The organism is Bradyrhizobium sp. 2TAF36 (assembly GCF_052114925.1).
Lineage (GTDB): Bacteria > Pseudomonadota > Alphaproteobacteria > Rhizobiales > Xanthobacteraceae > Bradyrhizobium > Bradyrhizobium barranii.
The window spans coordinates 114,119-131,670 of sequence record NZ_JBFRFR010000032.1 but is presented as its reverse complement, the minus strand read 5'-3'; the positions used below and the strand labels follow the sequence as shown (position 1 = coordinate 131,670).

The 17,552-nt window shown below is 64.6% G+C and carries 10 protein-coding genes; 3 read left to right on the top strand and 7 right to left on the bottom strand.

The genetic code is table 11. The features are described 5' to 3' along the window. The first annotated feature begins 1,781 nt into the window (after positions 1 to 1,781). Positions 1,782 to 3,236, top strand: coding sequence for a sensor histidine kinase (locus tag AB4Z51_RS20000; RefSeq protein WP_135215016.1), 1,455 nt, complete (start codon positions 1,782 to 1,784; stop codon positions 3,234 to 3,236). Next, a complete protein-coding gene (locus tag AB4Z51_RS19995; protein ID WP_441497810.1) occupies positions 3,233 to 6,220 on the top strand; it encodes a bifunctional [glutamine synthetase] adenylyltransferase/[glutamine synthetase]-adenylyl-L-tyrosine phosphorylase in 2,988 nt (995 codons plus the stop codon). The genes AB4Z51_RS20000 and AB4Z51_RS19995 overlap by 4 nt, the downstream gene beginning before the upstream one ends. Here AB4Z51_RS19995 and AB4Z51_RS19990 read toward each other — a convergent pair. Genes AB4Z51_RS19990 through AB4Z51_RS19970 form a run of 5 tightly spaced genes read right to left on the bottom strand, consistent with a single transcriptional unit; the run spans position 6,177 to position 12,148 of the window. Beyond that, positions 6,177 to 6,413 (bottom strand): formate dehydrogenase subunit delta, encoded by a 237-nt coding sequence (locus AB4Z51_RS19990; protein WP_028151503.1) that lies wholly within the window; start codon positions 6,411 to 6,413, stop codon positions 6,177 to 6,179. The two genes, AB4Z51_RS19995 and AB4Z51_RS19990, sit on opposite strands and share 44 nt — an antisense overlap. After that, entirely contained in the window at positions 6,400 to 7,230 is an 831-nt protein-coding gene (gene fdhD / locus AB4Z51_RS19985) for a formate dehydrogenase accessory sulfurtransferase FdhD (RefSeq protein ID WP_135215014.1), read from the bottom strand. Before fdhD ends, AB4Z51_RS19990 begins: the two co-directional genes overlap by 14 nt. A 4-nt stretch (positions 7,231 to 7,234) precedes the next feature. Next, positions 7,235 to 10,108 carry a formate dehydrogenase subunit alpha gene (fdhF, locus tag AB4Z51_RS19980; RefSeq protein ID WP_441497809.1) on the bottom strand — a complete coding sequence of 958 codons (2,874 nt, stop codon included), beginning with the start codon at positions 10,106 to 10,108 and terminating at the stop codon, positions 7,235 to 7,237. Positions 10,109 to 10,118: 10 nt separating this feature from the next. After that, the gene (locus tag AB4Z51_RS19975) at positions 10,119 to 11,675 is read right to left on the bottom strand and encodes a formate dehydrogenase beta subunit (protein ID WP_135215012.1); all 1,557 of its coding nucleotides are present in this window, start codon (positions 11,673 to 11,675) and stop codon (positions 10,119 to 10,121) included. Further along, complete coding sequence (locus tag AB4Z51_RS19970) at positions 11,672 to 12,148, bottom strand: formate dehydrogenase subunit gamma (RefSeq protein ID WP_135215011.1); 477 nt, start codon at positions 12,146 to 12,148, stop codon at positions 11,672 to 11,674. Before AB4Z51_RS19970 ends, AB4Z51_RS19975 begins: the two co-directional genes overlap by 4 nt. Before the next feature lie 224 nt (positions 12,149 to 12,372). On the opposite strand from AB4Z51_RS19970, the gene AB4Z51_RS19965 reads away from it, so the two are divergent. Further along, entirely contained in the window at positions 12,373 to 13,266 is an 894-nt protein-coding gene (locus AB4Z51_RS19965) for a LysR family transcriptional regulator (protein ID WP_135215010.1), read from the top strand. A gap of 106 nt (positions 13,267 to 13,372) precedes the next feature. On the opposite strand, the gene AB4Z51_RS19960 is transcribed toward AB4Z51_RS19965, so the two are convergent. Further along, a complete protein-coding gene (locus AB4Z51_RS19960) occupies positions 13,373 to 15,703 on the bottom strand; it encodes a PAS domain-containing sensor histidine kinase (RefSeq protein ID WP_135215009.1) in 2,331 nt (776 codons plus the stop codon). 219 nt (positions 15,704 to 15,922) lie between these two features. After that, positions 15,923 to 17,296 carry a cation-efflux pump gene (locus tag AB4Z51_RS19955; RefSeq protein WP_085400612.1) on the bottom strand — a complete coding sequence of 458 codons (1,374 nt, stop codon included), beginning with the start codon at positions 17,294 to 17,296 and terminating at the stop codon, positions 15,923 to 15,925. Between the last annotated feature and the right edge of the window lie 256 nt (positions 17,297 to 17,552).

The window sequence follows — 17,552 nt, the reverse complement described above, 5'->3', positions numbered from 1 at the left end:
TGTAACTCCGATGATGCTACCCACCACCTTCTGAGAGAGGTCGAAAAACGCTGGCTCGTGGTTAGGTGTCAACGCTTGCAGGAGCTCAAGCAAGACAGACACGCTTGTTGCCAGAGCGCAAGAGAGCGTGAACCGACCGGGTAGCAGAAAGGAAAGCAGAAATCCTAGCAGGCCATATGCGCTGAACCGCTCGACGACGACGACCCAATACGTTTCGGCGTGGCCCAGCAATGCTGGTCGACCCGCCAGTCTAGCCAACGTGGCGTAGACAATTAGAGCGAGGCAAATTCCCATCGCAGCGATAAGGCGATTCGGGTTCATGCCCTGACAGGGTAGATCATTGGTTGGCAGAAGCGCAGAAAAGCTGAGAGCATCGTTAAGAGGGAACTAGGCTTGGTCCAGGGGATTAGGCCGGTTCGGGCGGCGCATTGCCGTAATGGCAGGTGCAACCGTTCAGCCCTTTCGACGGCAAGCTTCTGATAGCCAGCGCCTGCGCTTCGAATTCAGCTTTCAGCCTGGGATTTATCTCTGTCTCAGCAGGCGCGCCGGTTCATGCTGGTGGTCCGCAAGCTACATAGACCACAAGCGGCGGTGCCCGCCGGTCTATAATCTAATCGCCCCCCATTCGCTGAAAGGTCGGCGGGAATCTCTTTGGGACGAGTGGATCATCTTTCTGCGCCAGCTCTTCGATAAGCAGGAGAACCGCTAGTCGCGTCCCCGGGCTCTTGATCTCCTTGAAGGCGTTGGTCAGGCAAAGCACTTCGCGAGCGCCTTTGGAAATACACATGGGCACCCATTCAACGTAGGACGCGACAGGGGATCTGCTACGGCTTGCGCATTTCCGAGCAAAAGCCGGGCGAAAGGATCTAAGTGAAATATGCAAACAGCCCCAGTGAGAAAATTTAGCGGAATAATTTGTTAAATTTCAAACGTATTCTACGGTTCCCCGAAGGAACCGCCGAATTGCTTAATCTGTCTTCGAAACGATGGGGGCCTGCCGGTTCGGAATGTCGCTTCTCTTCGAGAGCAGGAGTGGCCCCAGCTCTTCCAAGGAAGCTCCAATGAGGACGGGTAAGAGAGACCAGGGCCGCTCCGGCCGGCGCGGATAGCAACAAGCCGGCCACGGTCAATCGGTCGGCTGCTGTGTCGTTCGTAAGCTTTGTCGCTAGCGGGTCGATGCTATCCGATCGACGTCAAGCATTACGCCACCGACCACCACCAGAACGCTCAACGGTCCAGGGGGTCTTTTACCCTCTGCAGTTAAATCGCACCCAGCGTATCCCTGATCAGGAACGGGGCTTTTCGGCCTCGCAATTATTGTTTGCTACCAAGCGTTCCGCCACCGGTGATGAGAGCGAGTAAGGTATCGCCCGCTTGCCTTCGAGGTCAGTGAAGCGGACACCCGATCACCGCTCCCGCGCACCGCCAAGTAGAGTCCCCCAGTGTCCGCATGAACGCCAGCTTGCAGGGATTTAACTTGGTTCGAATTGAGTGTCACTTTAACGTTCCCCCTCCGCATACCACCTACCGTCACGGATGCTTTGCTGGTCATGGTCAGTCGTTCCACAATCGACTTGTCGGGATGTGTGACCATCACGGATACGATAAAGGGACGGATGCGTCAGCTTACCACTTTTTTGCCAGAACCGGCTGGCGTTCGGCGAATTTGTGCGAAGTCAGACGATGGTTCCTGAAGCTATGCTACTGTAAACAAATCAGAATACGAGATGTGACGATGCTCGGTGATGGCAGGCGCGGTACTAAAAATGGATACATGATCCGTGACGGCATTCGGTAAACTCGTCCGCACCACGGCATTCCGGCTGACGCTGGTCTACCTGCTGCTGTTCGCGATGTTCGCAGCCTCGCTGCTCGGCTATTTCGCCTGGAACACGCGGCGGTTGATCACCGAAGAGATCACGCAGACGGTGAATGCCGAGACCTCGGAGATCAACGAGATCTACGGCCGCCGCGGCCTGGTCGGCCTCGTACGCGCGATCGAATATCGGGCACTGCGACCGGGCGCCAATCTCTACCTTGTGACCACGCCCACGGGCCAGGCGATCGCCGGCAATGTCGGCTCGCTGGCGCCGGGCGTGATGGCGACGTTTGGCTGGACGGAGACCGCCTATCGCCGGATCGAGGACGCGGATGACCGCGACCATCGCGCGCTCGTGCGCGTCACCGAATTGGAAAACGGCTTCCGGCTCCTGATCGGCCGCGACCTCGCCGAGCGGCGGCGCCTCTTCGGCATCGTCGCCAAGGCCGCGCAATGGTCGGTCCTGATCGTCGTAGTGCTTGGCCTCGGCGGCGGCATCTTCGTCGCGCGCAGGGTGTTGAGGCGCATCGACGCGATGACCGGCACCGCGCAACGCATCATGACGGGCGATCTCAGTGGGCGCCTGCCGGTGGGGCGCAGCGGCGACGAACTCGATCGTCTTGCGGAAAACCTCAATGCCATGTTGGAGCGGATCGAGGCGCTGATGGCGGGGCTGAAGGAGGTCTCCGACAACATTGCGCACGATCTCAAGACGCCGCTGACGCGCCTGCGTAACCGCGCCGAGGAGGCGCTGGCGAAATCGGGCAGCGAAGCCGATTACCGTGTCGCGCTGGAGCGGACCATCGAGGAATCCGACGGCCTGATCCGCACCTTCAATGCGCTCCTAATGATCGCGCGCGCCGAGTCCGGACAGGCGCGCGGCAACATGGACGATTTCGACGCGGCCGACGTGGCGGGCGGCATCCACGAGCTCTACGAGCCGCTGGCCGAGGAGGACGGCATGACCTTGAAGGTCAAGACCAATCCCTCGCCGGTTCACGCCAACCGCGAATTGATCAGCCAGGCGCTCGCCAACCTGGTCGAGAACGCGATCAAATACGGCAAGCCGGTCGCGCAGACCGGTGGAACCGTGGTCAGCATGGACAGCAGGCAGATCATCATCGAGGCGAAGCGCGAGGGCGACCAGGTGCTGCTCAGCGTCACCGATCGCGGCCCTGGTATCCCCGAAGCCGACCGCAAGCATGTCGTCGAGCGATTCGTGCGGCTTGAAGCCAGCCGCACGCTGCCGGGCTCCGGCCTCGGTCTCAGCCTTGCCGCCGCGGTTGCGACATTACATGGCGGAGAATTGCGGCTGGGTGATGCCCAGCCCGGCCTCGTCGCCACGCTGGTGCTCCCGGCGCGTGTCGGCGACAGGGTTGCTCCGCCAATGCAGGATGTGCCACAGAAGGTGGCATGAACCACTCCGCGCCGGGAAACGCGGACAAGCATGGTGAGGGCCTGGCCGCGCGCTTCGCGGAGGCTCCCCATATTGCCGCTTCCACAACTGAAGAACGACGTCTTGAAAACTGGCTGGCTGAGCTCGAGCCGGTTCAATCAGCCCGTCTCGAGGCCCTGCTGGTCCATCCCTTCGCGCGGGATATTTTGGCCGGCATCGCCGAATTCTCACCCTATCTGTTTGATCTCGCGCGCGCCGAGGCGCCGCGCCTGATCCGGCTGCTCGAATGCGATCCGGACGCGCATCTGGCCGCGCTCATCGCGGAGGCGAGGGATGCGGTCCTTGTGGCGACCGATGAAGCCGAGGTGATGCGGCGGCTTCGCAGGATGAAGGCGGAAGCGGCGCTTCTCACCGCGCTGTGCGATATCGGCGGCGTCTGGCCGGTGATGCGGGTGACGGCGGCGCTGACCGATGTCGCGGTATCCTCGGTGCAGGCGGCGCTCCAATATCAGCTGCGTCAGGAAGCCGCACGTGGAAAAATCCTGCCGCCCAATCCCGAAGCTCCGGAAGAGGGCTGCGGCCTGATCGTGCTCGCGATGGGCAAGATGGGGGCGGGCGAGCTGAACTATTCCAGCGACATCGACCTCATCGTGTTCTTCGATCCCGATGCCACGACGCTCGCGCCCGACATCGAGCCGCAGCCGTTCTTCGTGCGGGTGACGCAGGGCGTGGCGCGCATTCTCCAGCAGCGTACCTATGACGGCTACGTCTTCCGCGTCGACCTGCGCCTGCGTCCCGATCCGTCCTCGACGCAAGTGGCGATTTCGCGAGACGCCGCGCTGAACTATTACGAGCGGGAAGGGCGCACCTGGGAGCGCGCCGCGATGATCAAGGCGCGTGCCTGTGCCGGCGATGCCAAAGCGGGCGAGGCGCTGCTCGCCGAAATCGCGCCCTTCGTCTGGCGCAAGCATCTCGACTTCGCCGCGCTTGCCGACGTCCACGACATGAAGCGGCAGATGCAGACCTATCGCGGCCAGAGCGAGATCGCGGTCGAGGGGCACAACGTCAAGGTCGGGCGTGGCGGCATTCGGGAGATCGAATTTTTCGCGCAGACGCAGCAGCTGATCGCCGGCGGTCGCCATCCGGAGTTGCGGGTGCGGCCGACGCTCGCCGCGCTCGATATTCTCGCCACCAGCAACTGGATCACCTTTGCCGCGCGTGACGAGCTGACCATTGCCTATGAATTCCTGCGCCGTGTCGAGCACCGCCTCCAGATGATCGCCGACGAGCAGACCCATGCGTTGCCCGACGACAAGGAGGCGGTCGAGCGCTTTGCGCGCTTCTTCGGCTATCCGGATCGCGAAGCCTTCGCGCGCGACCTGTTGCGGCAGCTCCAGATCGTGCAGGGACACTACGAAAAGCTGTTCGAGGGCGATGACCCGACCGGCACGGCAAAGCTGCCGGCGCTCGACTACAGTGCAGGTCCTGACGATCCGCGCCTACTGCAATATTTGACGACGCTCGGCTTCAAGAAGCCGGCCGCACTCGCGCAGACCATACGTGACTGGATCACAGGCGACTACCGCGTGTTCCGCAACGACCAGACGCGAAGCGCTTTCGTCGAGTTCGTGCCGGCCCTGATCGACGGCCTCGCGCGGGCCGAGGAGCCGGATCGCGCCGTCGTGGCGTTCGATCAGTTCCTCCAGGCACTCCAGCTTGGCGGGCGGCTGATCACGCTGCTCGGCCRGAACCGCGATCTCGTCGCGCTCGTGGCGCTGGTGCTGGGCGCGGCGCCGCGGCTCGGCGAGATGCTGGCGCGGAAGCCGCAGCTCATGGACGGCCTGATCGATCCCAGATTCTTCGGCGCGATGCCGGACAAGCGGGAATTGTCGGCGCGATTGGCCGCGACGGTGCGCGACGCCGACTCCTATGAGGAATTTCTCGACCGTCTCCGCCTGTTCGGGCAGGAGAGCCTGTTCCTGATCGGCACGCGCATTCTCTCCGGTACGGTCTCGGCGCAGCAGGCCAGCACGGCTTTCGCCGATGTCGCCGAAGGCATCGTCCACACCGTGCACGATCTTGTCGCCGAACGCTTCGCCGCCCAACACGGACGTATCAAGGATCAGGAGACCGCGATCATCGCGATGGGCCGGCTCGGCAGCCGCGAGATGACGGCATCGTCCGATCTCGACCTGATCCTGCTGTACGATTTCGACAGCGACAATCCGGACTCCGACGGGGCCAAATCGCTTCAGGGCGCCCACTACTTCGCGCGCTTCACCCAGCGCCTGATCAGTGCCTTCACCACACGCACCAATTACGGCGTGCTGTACGAGATCGACATGCGGCTGCGCCCGTCGGGACGCGCCGGTCCGGTGGCGTCGAGCCTCGTCTCATTCGCGGACTACCAGGCCAACGAGGCCTGGACCTGGGAGCACATGGCCCTGACCCGCGCCCGCGTGGTATCGGCCTCGGGTGAATTCCGTGAGCGGATCGAGCGTATCATCCGCGATGTCCTGACCCGCCGCCGCGATCGGGCGACCATTGCCAACGACGTCGCCGACATGCGGCGCGCCATCGCGCAGGAGAAGGGCGATAGCGACCATTGGGATCTCAAATACGCTGCAGGCGGCATGGTCGATATCGACTTCATCGCGCAATATCTCCAGCTCGTGCACGCCCATGACAAGCCTGAAATTCTCGACGTCAGCACCCTTCAGGTTCTGGACAACGCCGCCAAGCTCAACGTGCTCCCGCAATCGGAGGCGGAGATCCTGCGCGCGGCGGCGCGGCTCTATCACGACCTGACGCAGATCCTGCGGCTCTGCGTCAGCGACGGCTTCAAGCCCGAGACTGCCGGCACCGACCTTCAGCGCGTGATGGCGCGCGCCGGCGATGCGCCCGACTTCTCGTCACTGGAGGCGCGCGTGAAGGAAACGCAGAGCGAGGTGAGGCGCGTATTTACGGCGCTGCTGGAAGGGACGTCGTCTGCTTCAGCGAGGTAAGAGCCTCGCGCACGTTCGGCTCCAGGCCTGCGCCGCCCGCGTCGAGATGAGCGAAGATCGCGCGCTTCATCCGGGGATCCCAGAACTTCTTGATGTGGTCGGCGATTCCCGGCACGGCCTTGTCGTGACCTTGGCTCTTGAAGAAGGTACCGATCTGGTTGGCCATGTAGACGAGGCGGTCAGGCGACGACATCGATAATCTCCCGAGCACGATGAGCCGTAACGCGACTCTGGTGCGTGAATACTTCAAACCCATCGCTGCGGGCAATCGCGATCAACGTGATGCCGGCGGCCTCCGCGGTGCGAACCGCGAGCGCGGTGGGCGCCGAAACGGCGACCAGCACCGGGGCGCCGATTGCGGCCGTCTTCTGCACCATCTCGACCGAGACACGGCTCGTCAGCAGCACCATGCCCACGCTAGCGTCCGTCCGGCTGCGCGCCAGCGAACCTGCGAGCTTGTCTAGCGCGTTATGGCGGCCGACGTCCTCGCGCAGGGCCACAATGCCATTCGATGGCGACCAGAAGGCTGCAGCGTGGACCGCGCGCGTCTGCATGTTGATCGATTGCAGGGGCGCGATCGCCTGCATCGCCGTCATGATCTGTTGCGGCGTGAAGCTGGACCCTGGTGGGACGACGGCCGCGGGCCGCACGGCCTCGGCGATTGAATCGATGCCGCAAATGCCGCAGCCGGTCGGGCCGGCAATGTGCCGCCGCCGCTCGCTGATGCGCGCGGCATCTTCCGACGCCAGCCACATGCGCAGCTCGATGCCGTCGTCGAGGCGGACCACTTCGAGCGACTTGATGTCGTCGACCGACCTGATGATGCCTTCGTCCAGGCTGAAGCCGACCGCAAAATCCTCGAGGTTCTGTGGAGTCCCCATCATGACGGCATAGCTGCCGCCGTTATAGGTCAGCGCCAGCGGCGTCTCCTCCGGGATCAGGCGCGCGCCTTCGGACGCGACTCCGTCGCGCCAGATCTCGCGGTCGATGGCCTGGACCGGCACGTGCATGCCGTTACTCCGCTGCCTCGGCCGGCGCGATGCGGCGGGAGTGCTGCGCCTGCGCGTCATAGGCCTTCTGCCAGTCGGACGGGCCGTTCGACGGCGAGATCTGCACCGCCGTGACCTTGTATTCGGGGCAGTTGGTGGCCCAATCCGAATAGTCGGTGGTGATGACGTTGGCCTGCGTGTCCGGGTGATGGAAGGTGGTGTAGACGACGCCCGGTGAGACGCGGTCGGTGATCTCCGCGCGCAGCGTGGTTTCGCCCGCACGGCTCGCGAGCCGCACCCAGTCGCCGTCGCGCACACCGCGCTGCTCGGCGTCGTGCGGATGAATCTCGAGCCGGTCCTCGGCATGCCAGACCACGTTCTCGGTGCGCCTTGTCTGCGCGCCGACATTGTACTGGCTGAGGATGCGGCCCGTGGTGAGCAGCAGCGGGAAGCGGGGACCGGTGCGCTCGTCGGTCGCGACATATTCCGTGACGATGAACTTGCCCTTGCCGCGSACGAAGCCGCCGATATGCATCACCGGGGTGCCCTCCGGCGCCTTCTCGTTGCAGGGCCACTGCACCGAGCCGAGTTCGTCGAGCTTGGCGTAGGAGACGCCGGTAAACGTCGGCGTCAGTGCCGCGATCTCGTCCATGATCTCGGACGGATGGCTGTAGTTCATCTCGAAGCCCATGGCCTTGGCGAGGGCGATGGTGACCTCCCAGTCGGCCATGCCGTTCTTCGGCGTCATCACCTTGCGGACGCGCTGGATGCGGCGCTCGGCATTGGTGAAGGTGCCGTCCTTCTCGAGGAAGCTCGAGCCGGGCAGGAAGACATGGGCGTAGTTCGCGGTCTCGTTCAGGAAGAGGTCGTGAACGATGACGCATTCCATCGACGACAGCGCCGCCACCACGTGCTTGGTGTTGGGATCGGACTGGAGGATGTCCTCGCCCTGCACGTAGATGCCCATGAACGTGCCTTCGATCGCGGCATCGAACATGTTGGGAATGCGCAGGCCCGGCTCCGGGTTGAGCTTGACGTTCCAGAGCGCCTCAAACTGGTCGCGCACAGCGTCGCCCGAGATGTGGCGATAGCCCGGCAGCTCGTGCGGGAACGAGCCCATGTCGCAGGAACCCTGCACGTTGTTCTGGCCGCGCAACGGGTTCACGCCGACGCCGGGGCGGCCGATATTGCCGGTCGCCATCGCGAGGTTGGCGATCGCGATCACCGTGGTCGAGCCCTGGCTGTGCTCGGTGACGCCGAGGCCGTAATAGATCGCGCCATTGCCGCCGGTGGCGTAGATGCGCGCGGCTTCACGCAACACCTGCGGATCGACGCCGGTCAGGATCGCGGTGGCTTCGGGGCTGTGTTTCGGCTGGGCGACGAAGGCGGCCCATTCCTCGAACTCGGCCCAGTCGCAGCGCTCGCGCACGAAGGCTTCGTTGGCGAGGCCCTCGGTGACGATGACATGAGCCAGCGCGGTCACGACCGCAACGTTGGTGCCGGGCATCAGCGGCAGGTGCAGCGCCTTCACGTGCGGCGATTCCACCATTTCGGTGCGGCGCGGATCGATCACGATCAGCTTGGCGCCCTGGCGCAGCCGCTTCTTCAGGCGCGACGCGAACACCGGGTGGGCGGAGGCGGGATTTGCACCAATGATGACCGCGACGTCGGTATCTTCCACCGAGTCGAAGTCCTGCGTGCCGGCCGACGTGCCGAAGGTCTGCGACAGGCCGTAGCCGGTCGGCGAATGGCAGACGCGGGCGCAGGTGTCGACATTGTTGTTGCCGAAGCCGCCGCGGATCAGCTTCTGCACCAGATAGGTTTCTTCATTGGTGCAGCGGGACGAAGTGATGCCGCCGATGGCGTCACGGCCGTATTTCTTCTGGATGCCGCGCATCTTGGCAGCGGCAAACGAGAACGCCTCATCCCAGGACACTTCGCGCCAGGGATCCTCGATCCGCTCGCGGATCATCGGGTTGAGGATACGCTCCTTGTGGTTGGTGTAGCCCCAGGCGAAGCGGCCCTTGACGCAGGAATGGCCGCGATTGGCCTTGCCGTCCTTGTACGGCACCATGCGCACGACTTCCTCGCCGCGCATCTCGGCCTTGAAGGCGCAGCCGACGCCGCAATAAGCSCAGGTGGTGACGACGGAGTGCTCGGGCTGGCCGATCTCGATCACCGACTTTTCCGTCAGCGTCGCGGTCGGGCAAGCCTGCACGCAGGCGCCGCAGGAGACGCATTCGGAGCCGAGGAAGCTCTCGCTCATGCCGGGCGAAACACGGCTGTCGAAGCCGCGGCCCGAGATGGTCAGTGCGAAGGTGCCTTGCACTTCCTCGCAGGCGCGGACGCAGCGCGAGCAGACGATGCACTTCGACGGATCGTAGGTGAAATAGGGGTTGGATTCGTCCTTGGGCATCCAGGCGGCGTTGACCTCGCCGTTGGATTTGGCGAAGACGTGGTTCTCGCCCTCATAGCCGTAGCGCACGTCGCGGAGGCCCACGGCGCCGGCCATGTCCTGCAATTCGCAATCGCCATTGGCGCCGCAGGTGAGACAGTCGAGCGGATGGTCGGAGATGTAGAGCTCCATCACGCCCTTGCGCAGCTTCTTCAGCCGTTCGCTCTGGGTGTGCACGACGAGGCCGCTCATGACCGGCGTGGTGCAGGAAGCGGGCGTGCCGGCGCGGCCCTCGATCTCGACGACGCAGAGACGGCAGGAGCCGAACGCGTCGACCATGTCGGTCGCGCAGAGCTTTGGGATCTGGTGGCCTGCATCCATCGCGGCCCGCATGATCGAGGTGCCCTCGGGCACCGTGACCTGGTTGCCGTCGATGGTCAGCGTCACCATCGTCGTCGATTTGGAGCGCGGTGTGCCGTAGTCGATTTCTTCGATCAGAGACATCGTCGTTCTCCTATTCCGCGGCCTGAAGCGTGGTCGGGGCCGGGATGAAATCTTCCCGGAAATGCTTCAATGCGCTGAGCACGGGGTAGGGCGTGAAGCCCCCGAGTGCGCAGAGCGAGCCGAATTTCATGGTGTTGCAGAGGTCCTCGACGAGCGCGAGATTTTCGCTCACGCGCTCGCCGCGGATGATCTTCTCGATGGTCTCGACGCCACGGGTCGAGCCGATCCGGCAGGGCGTGCACTTGCCGCAGGATTCGATGGCGCAGAATTCCATGGCGAAGCGCGCTTGGTTGCGCATGTCGACGCTGTCGTCGAACACGACGATGCCGCCATGGCCGATCAAGCCGTCGCGTGCGGCGAAGGCTTCGTAGTCGAACGGGGTGTCGAACAGCGCGCGCGGGAAATAGGCGCCGAGCGGGCCGCCGACCTGCACCGCGCGGACCGGGCGGCCCGTGAGCGTGCCACCGCCGATGTCGTCAACGAGCTCGCCAAGCGTCACGCCGAACGCGGTCTCGAACAGCCCGCCATGGCGTATGTTGCCGGCGAGCTGGATCGGCATCGTGCCGCGCGAGCGGCCCATGCCGAAATCAGCATAGGCCTTGGCACCTTCGGCGAGGATGAAGGGGATCGCCGCGAATGACAGCACGTTGTTGATGACGGTCGGCTTGCCGAACAGGCCGTGATGCGCCGGCAGCGGCGGCTTGGCGCGGACCAGGCCGCGGCGTCCTTCGAGACTCTCCAGCAGCGAGGTCTCTTCGCCGCAAACGTAAGCGCCGGCGCCGACCCGCACTTCGAGATCGAAGCTGTAGGTGGAGCCGCCGATCTTGTCGCCGAGATAGCCGCCGCGCTTTGCTGCCTTGATGGCCGCGTTCATCGCTTCGACGGCGTGGGGGTATTCGCTGCGGATGTAGATGTAGCCCTTGGTCGCGCCGACGGTGATGCCGGCGGTGGTCATGCCCTCGATCACCAGGAAGGGGTCGCCTTCCATGATCATGCGGTCGGCGAAGGTGCCACTGTCGCCTTCGTCGGCGTTGCAGACGATGAACTTGCGGTCGGCCTTCGCTTGCGCGACGGTCTTCCACTTGATGCCGGTCGGGAAGCCCGCACCGCCGCGGCCACGCAGGCCGGATGCGGTGACCTCGGCGAGGATCGCATCCGAGCCGAGCGACAGCGCGCGCTCGAGGCCCTTATAGCCGCCATGGGCGCGGTAGTCGTCAAGCGAGCGCGGATCGATCACGCCGCAGCGGGCGAAGGTGAGGCGGGTCTGGCGCTTCAGCCAGGGGATCTCGTCGGTCGCTCCGAGCCGCAGCAGATGCGGCGTGTTGCTGGCGAGGGCGTCGAGCAGGGAGGGCACATCGGCCTCGGTCACCGGGCCGAAGGCGATCCGGCCCTGCGGCGTCGCAACCTCGACCAGCGGCTCCAGCCAGTACATGCCGCGCGAGCCAGTCCTGACGATCTCGACTGCAACGCCGCGCTTGGCCGCATCCTGCTCCAGCGCCAGCGCAACCTCGTCGGCGCCAACCGCAATCGCACCCGCATCGCGTGAGACGAATAGACGCATGCTCATCGCTGTGCCTCCGCGACCAGTGCATCGAGGCGCTTCTCATCGAGCCGGCCAATGAGGCGGCCGTCGAGCATGGCGGACGGTGCGGTCGCGCACAGCCCGAGGCAGTAGATCGGCTCCAGCGTGACGCGATCATCGGCGGTCGTGTTACCGAGGGGCACGCCAAGCTTCGCCTCGGCGCGCGCAGCGAGAGCATCGCCCCCCGCAGCCTGACACGCTTCCGCGCGACAAAGCTTCAGGACATGACGCCCGGCCGGCTTGTGCCTGAAATCATGGTAGAAGGTGAACACGCCATGCACCTCGGCGCGCGACAGATTCAGCGCCTGCGCCACCATGGGGATCGCCGCCTCCGGCACGTAGCCGAACGCCTCCTGAAGGGCGTGCAGGATGACCAGCGTCGCGCCCTCTTGCTTCGCATGTTCGGCGATGATCTCGGCGCCGCGCGTCTCGTCCCAAGGCTCGTAAACCGCTGTCATTCTTTGTTCTCAGATTGAGCGTCCCTTGATCGCAAACTATTTGGAATCGTTCGAAGATCAATAAAGCTGTCTCATGCTGCGATTGCGAATTGCGATCGATTTGGAAGTGCAATCAGACGATACGGAAATGCAATTAATCGCGTTCCGCTTGCCGGTTTTTCCGTGTTGGTAATGACCTGCCGTGCTAGCTTGCGTGCCACGATGGCATCCGAGGGGACGACCGGTTGATCGACAAGCTTGAACTGCTGCTGGCGCTGGCGAAGGAGCGGCATTTCGGACGCGCGGCAGAAGTCTGCGGCGTGACGCAACCGACGATGTCGACCGGGCTCAAGCAGCTCGAGGAGATCCTCGGCGTGATGCTGGTCCAGCGCGGCTCCCGCTTCCAGGGTTTTACCCCCGAGGGCGAGCGGGCGCTGGATTGGGCGCGGCGGATCGTGGGCGATGCCCGCGCCATGCGTGACGAGATCAACGGGCTGAAGCACAAGCTCTCCGGCGAAATCCGCATCGCGGCGATCCCGACCGTGCTCGGCATGGTCGCCCAGCTGACGACGCCGTTCCGCGCCAAGCATCCCGAGGTGCGCTTCCGCATCCAGTCCACCACCTCATCAGAGGTGCTCGGGCTGCTCGAAAATCTCGAGGTCGATGCGGGCCTGACCTATATCGAGAACGAGCCGATCGGCAAGGTGCGCACCATTCCGCTCTACAACGAGAGCTATCGCCTGCTGACCGCGCCGGACGGAATGTTCGGCGATCGCGAGACGGTGACGTGGAAGGAGGTCGGGCAGGTGCCGCTGTGCCTGCTGACGCCCGACATGCAGAACCGCCGCATCATCGACCGCGCGCTCCGCTCGGTCGGCGCGGAGGCGACGCCAACCCTGACCTCGAACTCGCTGCTCGTGCTGTTCACGCATGTGAAGACGGGGCGCTGGGCGAGCGTGATGCCGGCCAAGCTTGCCGAGACGCTCGGCCTGTCCGATACGGTGCGCTCGATCCCGATCACCGATCCTGATGTCAATTACAGCATCGGCATGGTGATTCCGCAGCGCGATCCGATGACGCCGCTGATTGCGGCGCTGGTCAACGTCGCGCGCGAAGTCGCGCCGTCGCTGCAATTGTAGGGTCTACAGCGTTTTCGAGCGAAGTGGATACCGGTTCGCGTGAAGAAAACGCGTCAAAACAAGAATCCAGAGCTTCGGTTCTGATCCAATCAGAACCGATAATGCACTAGGCCGCAGCCGACATCCCGGACGCCGCCTTGATCGCATCGCGCGGCAGGGTCACGCGGACGACGGTGCCCACCTCGATCTTCGAGCGCAGCCGCATCGAGCCGCCGTGGAGCTGCGCCAGCGAGCGCGCGATCGCAAGTCCAAGTCCGGAGCCGTGATAGGTCTTGGTGAGCTGGCTCTCGACCTGCTCGAACGGGCGGCCGAGCCGTGCCAGCGAATGCGGCGCGATCCCGATGCCGGTGTCGGCGATCAACAGCACGATCTTGTCGTCGAGCTGCCGACTGCGCACCACGATGCGTCCGCCGTCGGGCGTGAACTTCACCGCATTGGAGAGCAGGTTGACGATGATCTGCTTGGTCGCGCGGCGGTCGGCAACGACCGAGATCGATTTCTCGATCCCGGCGTCGAGCGTCAGATGCTTGTCTTGTGCGCGGCCGGAGACGACACGGAGGGACTCCGCGAGCGTCTGTCCGAGGTCGAGCTCTTCCATGTCGAGCTTCATGCGGCCGGCTTCGATCTTGGACATGTCGAGGATGTCGTTGATGACTTCGAGCAGGTAATGGCCGCTGGTCAGGATGTCCTGGCAGTATTCCTGGTACTTCTCCGAGCCGAGCTCGCCGAACATGCCCGAGCCCATGATCTCGGAGAAGCCGATGATGGCGTTCAGCGGCGTGCGCAGCTCGTGGCTCATATTGGCGAGGAATTTCGACTTGGTCTGGTTGGCTTCCTCGGCGCGGGTCTTCTCGCGCTGATACTTCTCGGCGAGGTCGGCGAGCTCGTTGGTCTGGCGCTCCAGCGCGGCCTGGGAGCGCTTCAGGTCGATGACGGTGGCGCGCAGGCGCAGATCGTTGTCGACCAGCTTCTGCTCGTGCTCCTTGATGCGGGTGATGTCGGTGCCGACCGAGACGTAGCCACCGTCCTTGGTGCGGCGCTCGCTGATGTGCAGCCAGCTGCCGTCGTCGAGCTGCGCCTCGAAGGTGCGTGCGCCCGGACCCTGGCTGGCCGTCTCGTTGTGGCGGGTGCGCACCTCCGGCATCCGGCCGACCTCGAGCACGGTCTCGTAGGAGGTGCCGGGGATGACGGCGGTGTCGGGCAGCTTGTGCAGGCGCTGGAAGTGCGAGTTGCAGAGCACGAGGCGGTCGCTCGCGTCCCACAGCACGAAGGCCTCCGGAATGGTCTCGATGGCGTCGCGCAGGCGGAGGTCGGCTTCGACGGTGCGTTCAGCAAGGCTCTTCTGCTCGGTGATGTCGACGGCGATGCCGATCAGGTGCACGCTGGAATCGGTCGCCCCGTGCGTCTTCTCGCAGCGGACGCGGAGCCAGATCCAGTGACCGTCGACGTGCTGCATGCGGAAGGTCTGGTCGATATGGTCGATCTTCCCGGAGATGAGCTGGTCGGCGATCTCGAACAGGTCGATGTCGTCGGACTTCACCAGCGCATTGACCTCGCCGAAGGTGAGGAGCTCGTTACGGCCGTCGAGGCCGAGCATCGAAAACATCGACTGCGACCAGAAGATCCGGCCGCGCGACAGATCCCAGTCCCACAGGCCGCAGCGGCCGCGGTTGAGCGCGGTGTCGATGCGGCCGCGCACGGCGTCGTTGATGAGGTCGCCCTCGCGGGCGCGGGTGGACTGCCAGTGGAAGGCGAAGCCGAGGATCAGAACGACGAAGCCGGTGGTCGCCGACAGCGTCACCGAGAGCGCGGCGTCCGAGCCCCAGATCGGCTCGTTGCGCTCCTGGATCACGGTGACGAGGCCCGGCAGCGACTTGATCTGCCGCGAGGTCACCATTGCGGCGTTGCCGTTCGGCAGCGTCATGTCGGAGACGTTGCTGTCGCGCGGCGGCGCCGCGAGCAGTTGCGCCGTGGTGATGGCATCGAGCAGGCGGTCGTTGCCTGAGGGGTCGCGGTCGATCGGAATGCGGGCGAGGATGCGGCGGTCGACGCCGGCCGAGGTGACGACGACGTGGCGGCCGGAGGCCGTGCCCCAGGACGGGATCAGATCGGGCAGCAGCGTCGGCAGGTTCTCGATGTTCTTGAGCCGCTCCTGCCGCGACGAGGTCAGGCGATCGATCCGCTCTGCGAGCAGGTCGGCCAGCGCCGAGATGTCGTGGCGGAGCACCTGCCGCTTCTGGCGCGTCTGATCGACGACCTGCACGAACGCGCCGAGACARATCGTGACCAGGAACGCGATGATCAACGTCGGCACGGCGCGGCGCAGCGCCGGCTCCGCGATCAGGAGCCGATGATAGGCAGGTTTCGCGATCGATTGCGCCAATCCCTTGATCGAATCGGATTGGACGCGCACGTTCGCGGCGTCTGCACGCGACATGCCTTCTGCCCCCTGGAAAACCTGCTTGCAACTTGAGTTCGGAAGCAGCCCCACATCGCTTCCGAATCAAGCCTGATTTGAATCCAGTTTTCGCAGGCTGTCGAGAGTCAACGAATCGTTAACGCGAATTTATTCTTATCCAACGCGCACTTTGCGTCCGCAAACTTACGTGCGTGGCGAGTCCGAAACGAGAACATGTGACTCCCCGCACATTTCGCGTCACGCCCGCGGCGGCTCGGCGTGACTGATCACGCGCTTCACGCTCGGGAACGCGCGGCGGAGCGCGCGCTCGATCGCGTCGACATGCTCGTGCACCTTGATCACGCTCATCGAGGGCGTGGCACGGCAGTGGAAATTGACGATCTCGCCGGCGTCGGTGTTGCGGACACGCACATTGTGGATGTCGTAGATCTCGCCGCCGGCGGCATATTCCGTCAGGGCGGAGGCGATGGCCCGCACCCGTTCCGGCACGGCATCGACCCCGAACGGCAGTTCCGGTTCCAATGGTTCGATATGGACGTCCACCTCGACGTCGGCGCCGAACTCCTCCTGGATGCTGCGCTCCAGCGTGTTGGCGATGTCATGGGCGGCGTCGAGCTGCATCCCGGCGTCGACCTCGAGGTCGATGCCGACGATGAGCTTGGCGCCGAGGTCGTGCACCGTGACGTGGTGGATGGCGAGGCCGGAATTGTGTGCGATGACCATGATCCGGTCGCGCACGGTCTCGTTGTCGCGCGCGACGGGGACGGCGGTGAAGGTAAGGTCGGCGTCGCCGAATGCCTTGTCGACCGCCGCCTGCGCCTTGCGCTTGATCTCCTCGACGCGGTCGATCGGATAGGTTCGCGGCACCTTCGCGATGGTGTCGATGAACATGGTCGCGCCCACCATGCGCAGCCGCAACCGCTCGACGTCGATCACGCCGGGCACGCCAAGGATCGCGGCCGTGGCCTTCTCCTGCGCGCCCTCGGGGGCGCGATCGACCAGCGTCTGCACGGTCGAGCCGGCCATGCGCAGGCCGAGCAGGGCGATCATCACGGCGACGGCGGCAGCGGCCGCGGCGTCGCCCCACCAGAAGCCGAGGGCGGCCAGGATCAGGCCGATGATCACGGCGAACGAGCCGAGTACGTCGGAGGCGAAATGCAGCGCGTCCGCCGCGAGCGCCTGGCTGCGCGTTTCCCGTGCGGCGCGGTGCAGGGCGCGGGCACGCCACAAGTTCACGACGATGTCGATCACCAGCACCACGAACGGTACGGCCGAGATGGTCGGCGGCGGAGTTCCCTCGCGCAGGCGGCTGTAGGATTCGACCAGGATGCCCCCGGCCAGCACGTAGAGCAGGGCGGTGACACCGAGCGCGGAGATGCTCTCCAGCTTGCCGTGGCCGTAATGGTGCTCTTCGTCGGCCGGCTTGTCGGACACCCGCACCACCGCCCAGGTGATGATGGTCGCGACCAGGTCGATCGAGGAATGCAGGGCCTCCGAAATCAGCGCCAGCGAGCCGATCGCGATCCCGACCGCAAACTTGGCCGCTGCCATGCCGCCGCTGGCGAAGATCGAGATTGCGGCGACCGAGGTCTTGTTGTGCTGTGCGCTCATGGCCGGGGATTTAGCAGCCTAGGGCTGAACATCAAGCGACGATCCACAGCTGTAGTCGCGAGTGAGTTGCAGGAGCGAAACTATTGCGAATGCTTCCGAATTGAATGCTCGCTTATGCCACTGGCTCAGTCTCGTAGGGTGGGCAAAGGCGCGTAGCGCCGTGCCCACCAACAAGTGTCTCCTGATCAACCGCTGTGGTGGGCACGCTTCGCTTTGCCCACCCTACGAGACCGCGCGCTCGTCGCCCGGCCAGGCA

Coding starts and splice junctions, on each gene's coding strand:
- AB4Z51_RS19990 (WP_028151503.1), bottom strand. CDS start 6,413: ATGTCGTCGCCTGACCGCCTCGTCTACATGGCCAACCAGATCGGTACC.
- fdhD (WP_135215014.1), bottom strand. CDS start 7,230: ATGCACGTGCCGGTCCAGGCCATCGACCGCGAGATCTGGCGCGACGGA.
- AB4Z51_RS19975 (WP_135215012.1), bottom strand. CDS start 11,675: ATGAGCATGCGTCTATTCGTCTCACGCGATGCGGGTGCGATTGCGGTT.
- AB4Z51_RS19970 (WP_135215011.1), bottom strand. CDS start 12,148: ATGACAGCGGTTTACGAGCCTTGGGACGAGACGCGCGGCGCCGAGATC.
- AB4Z51_RS19955 (WP_085400612.1), bottom strand. CDS start 17,296: ATGAGCGCACAGCACAACAAGACCTCGGTCGCCGCAATCTCGATCTTC.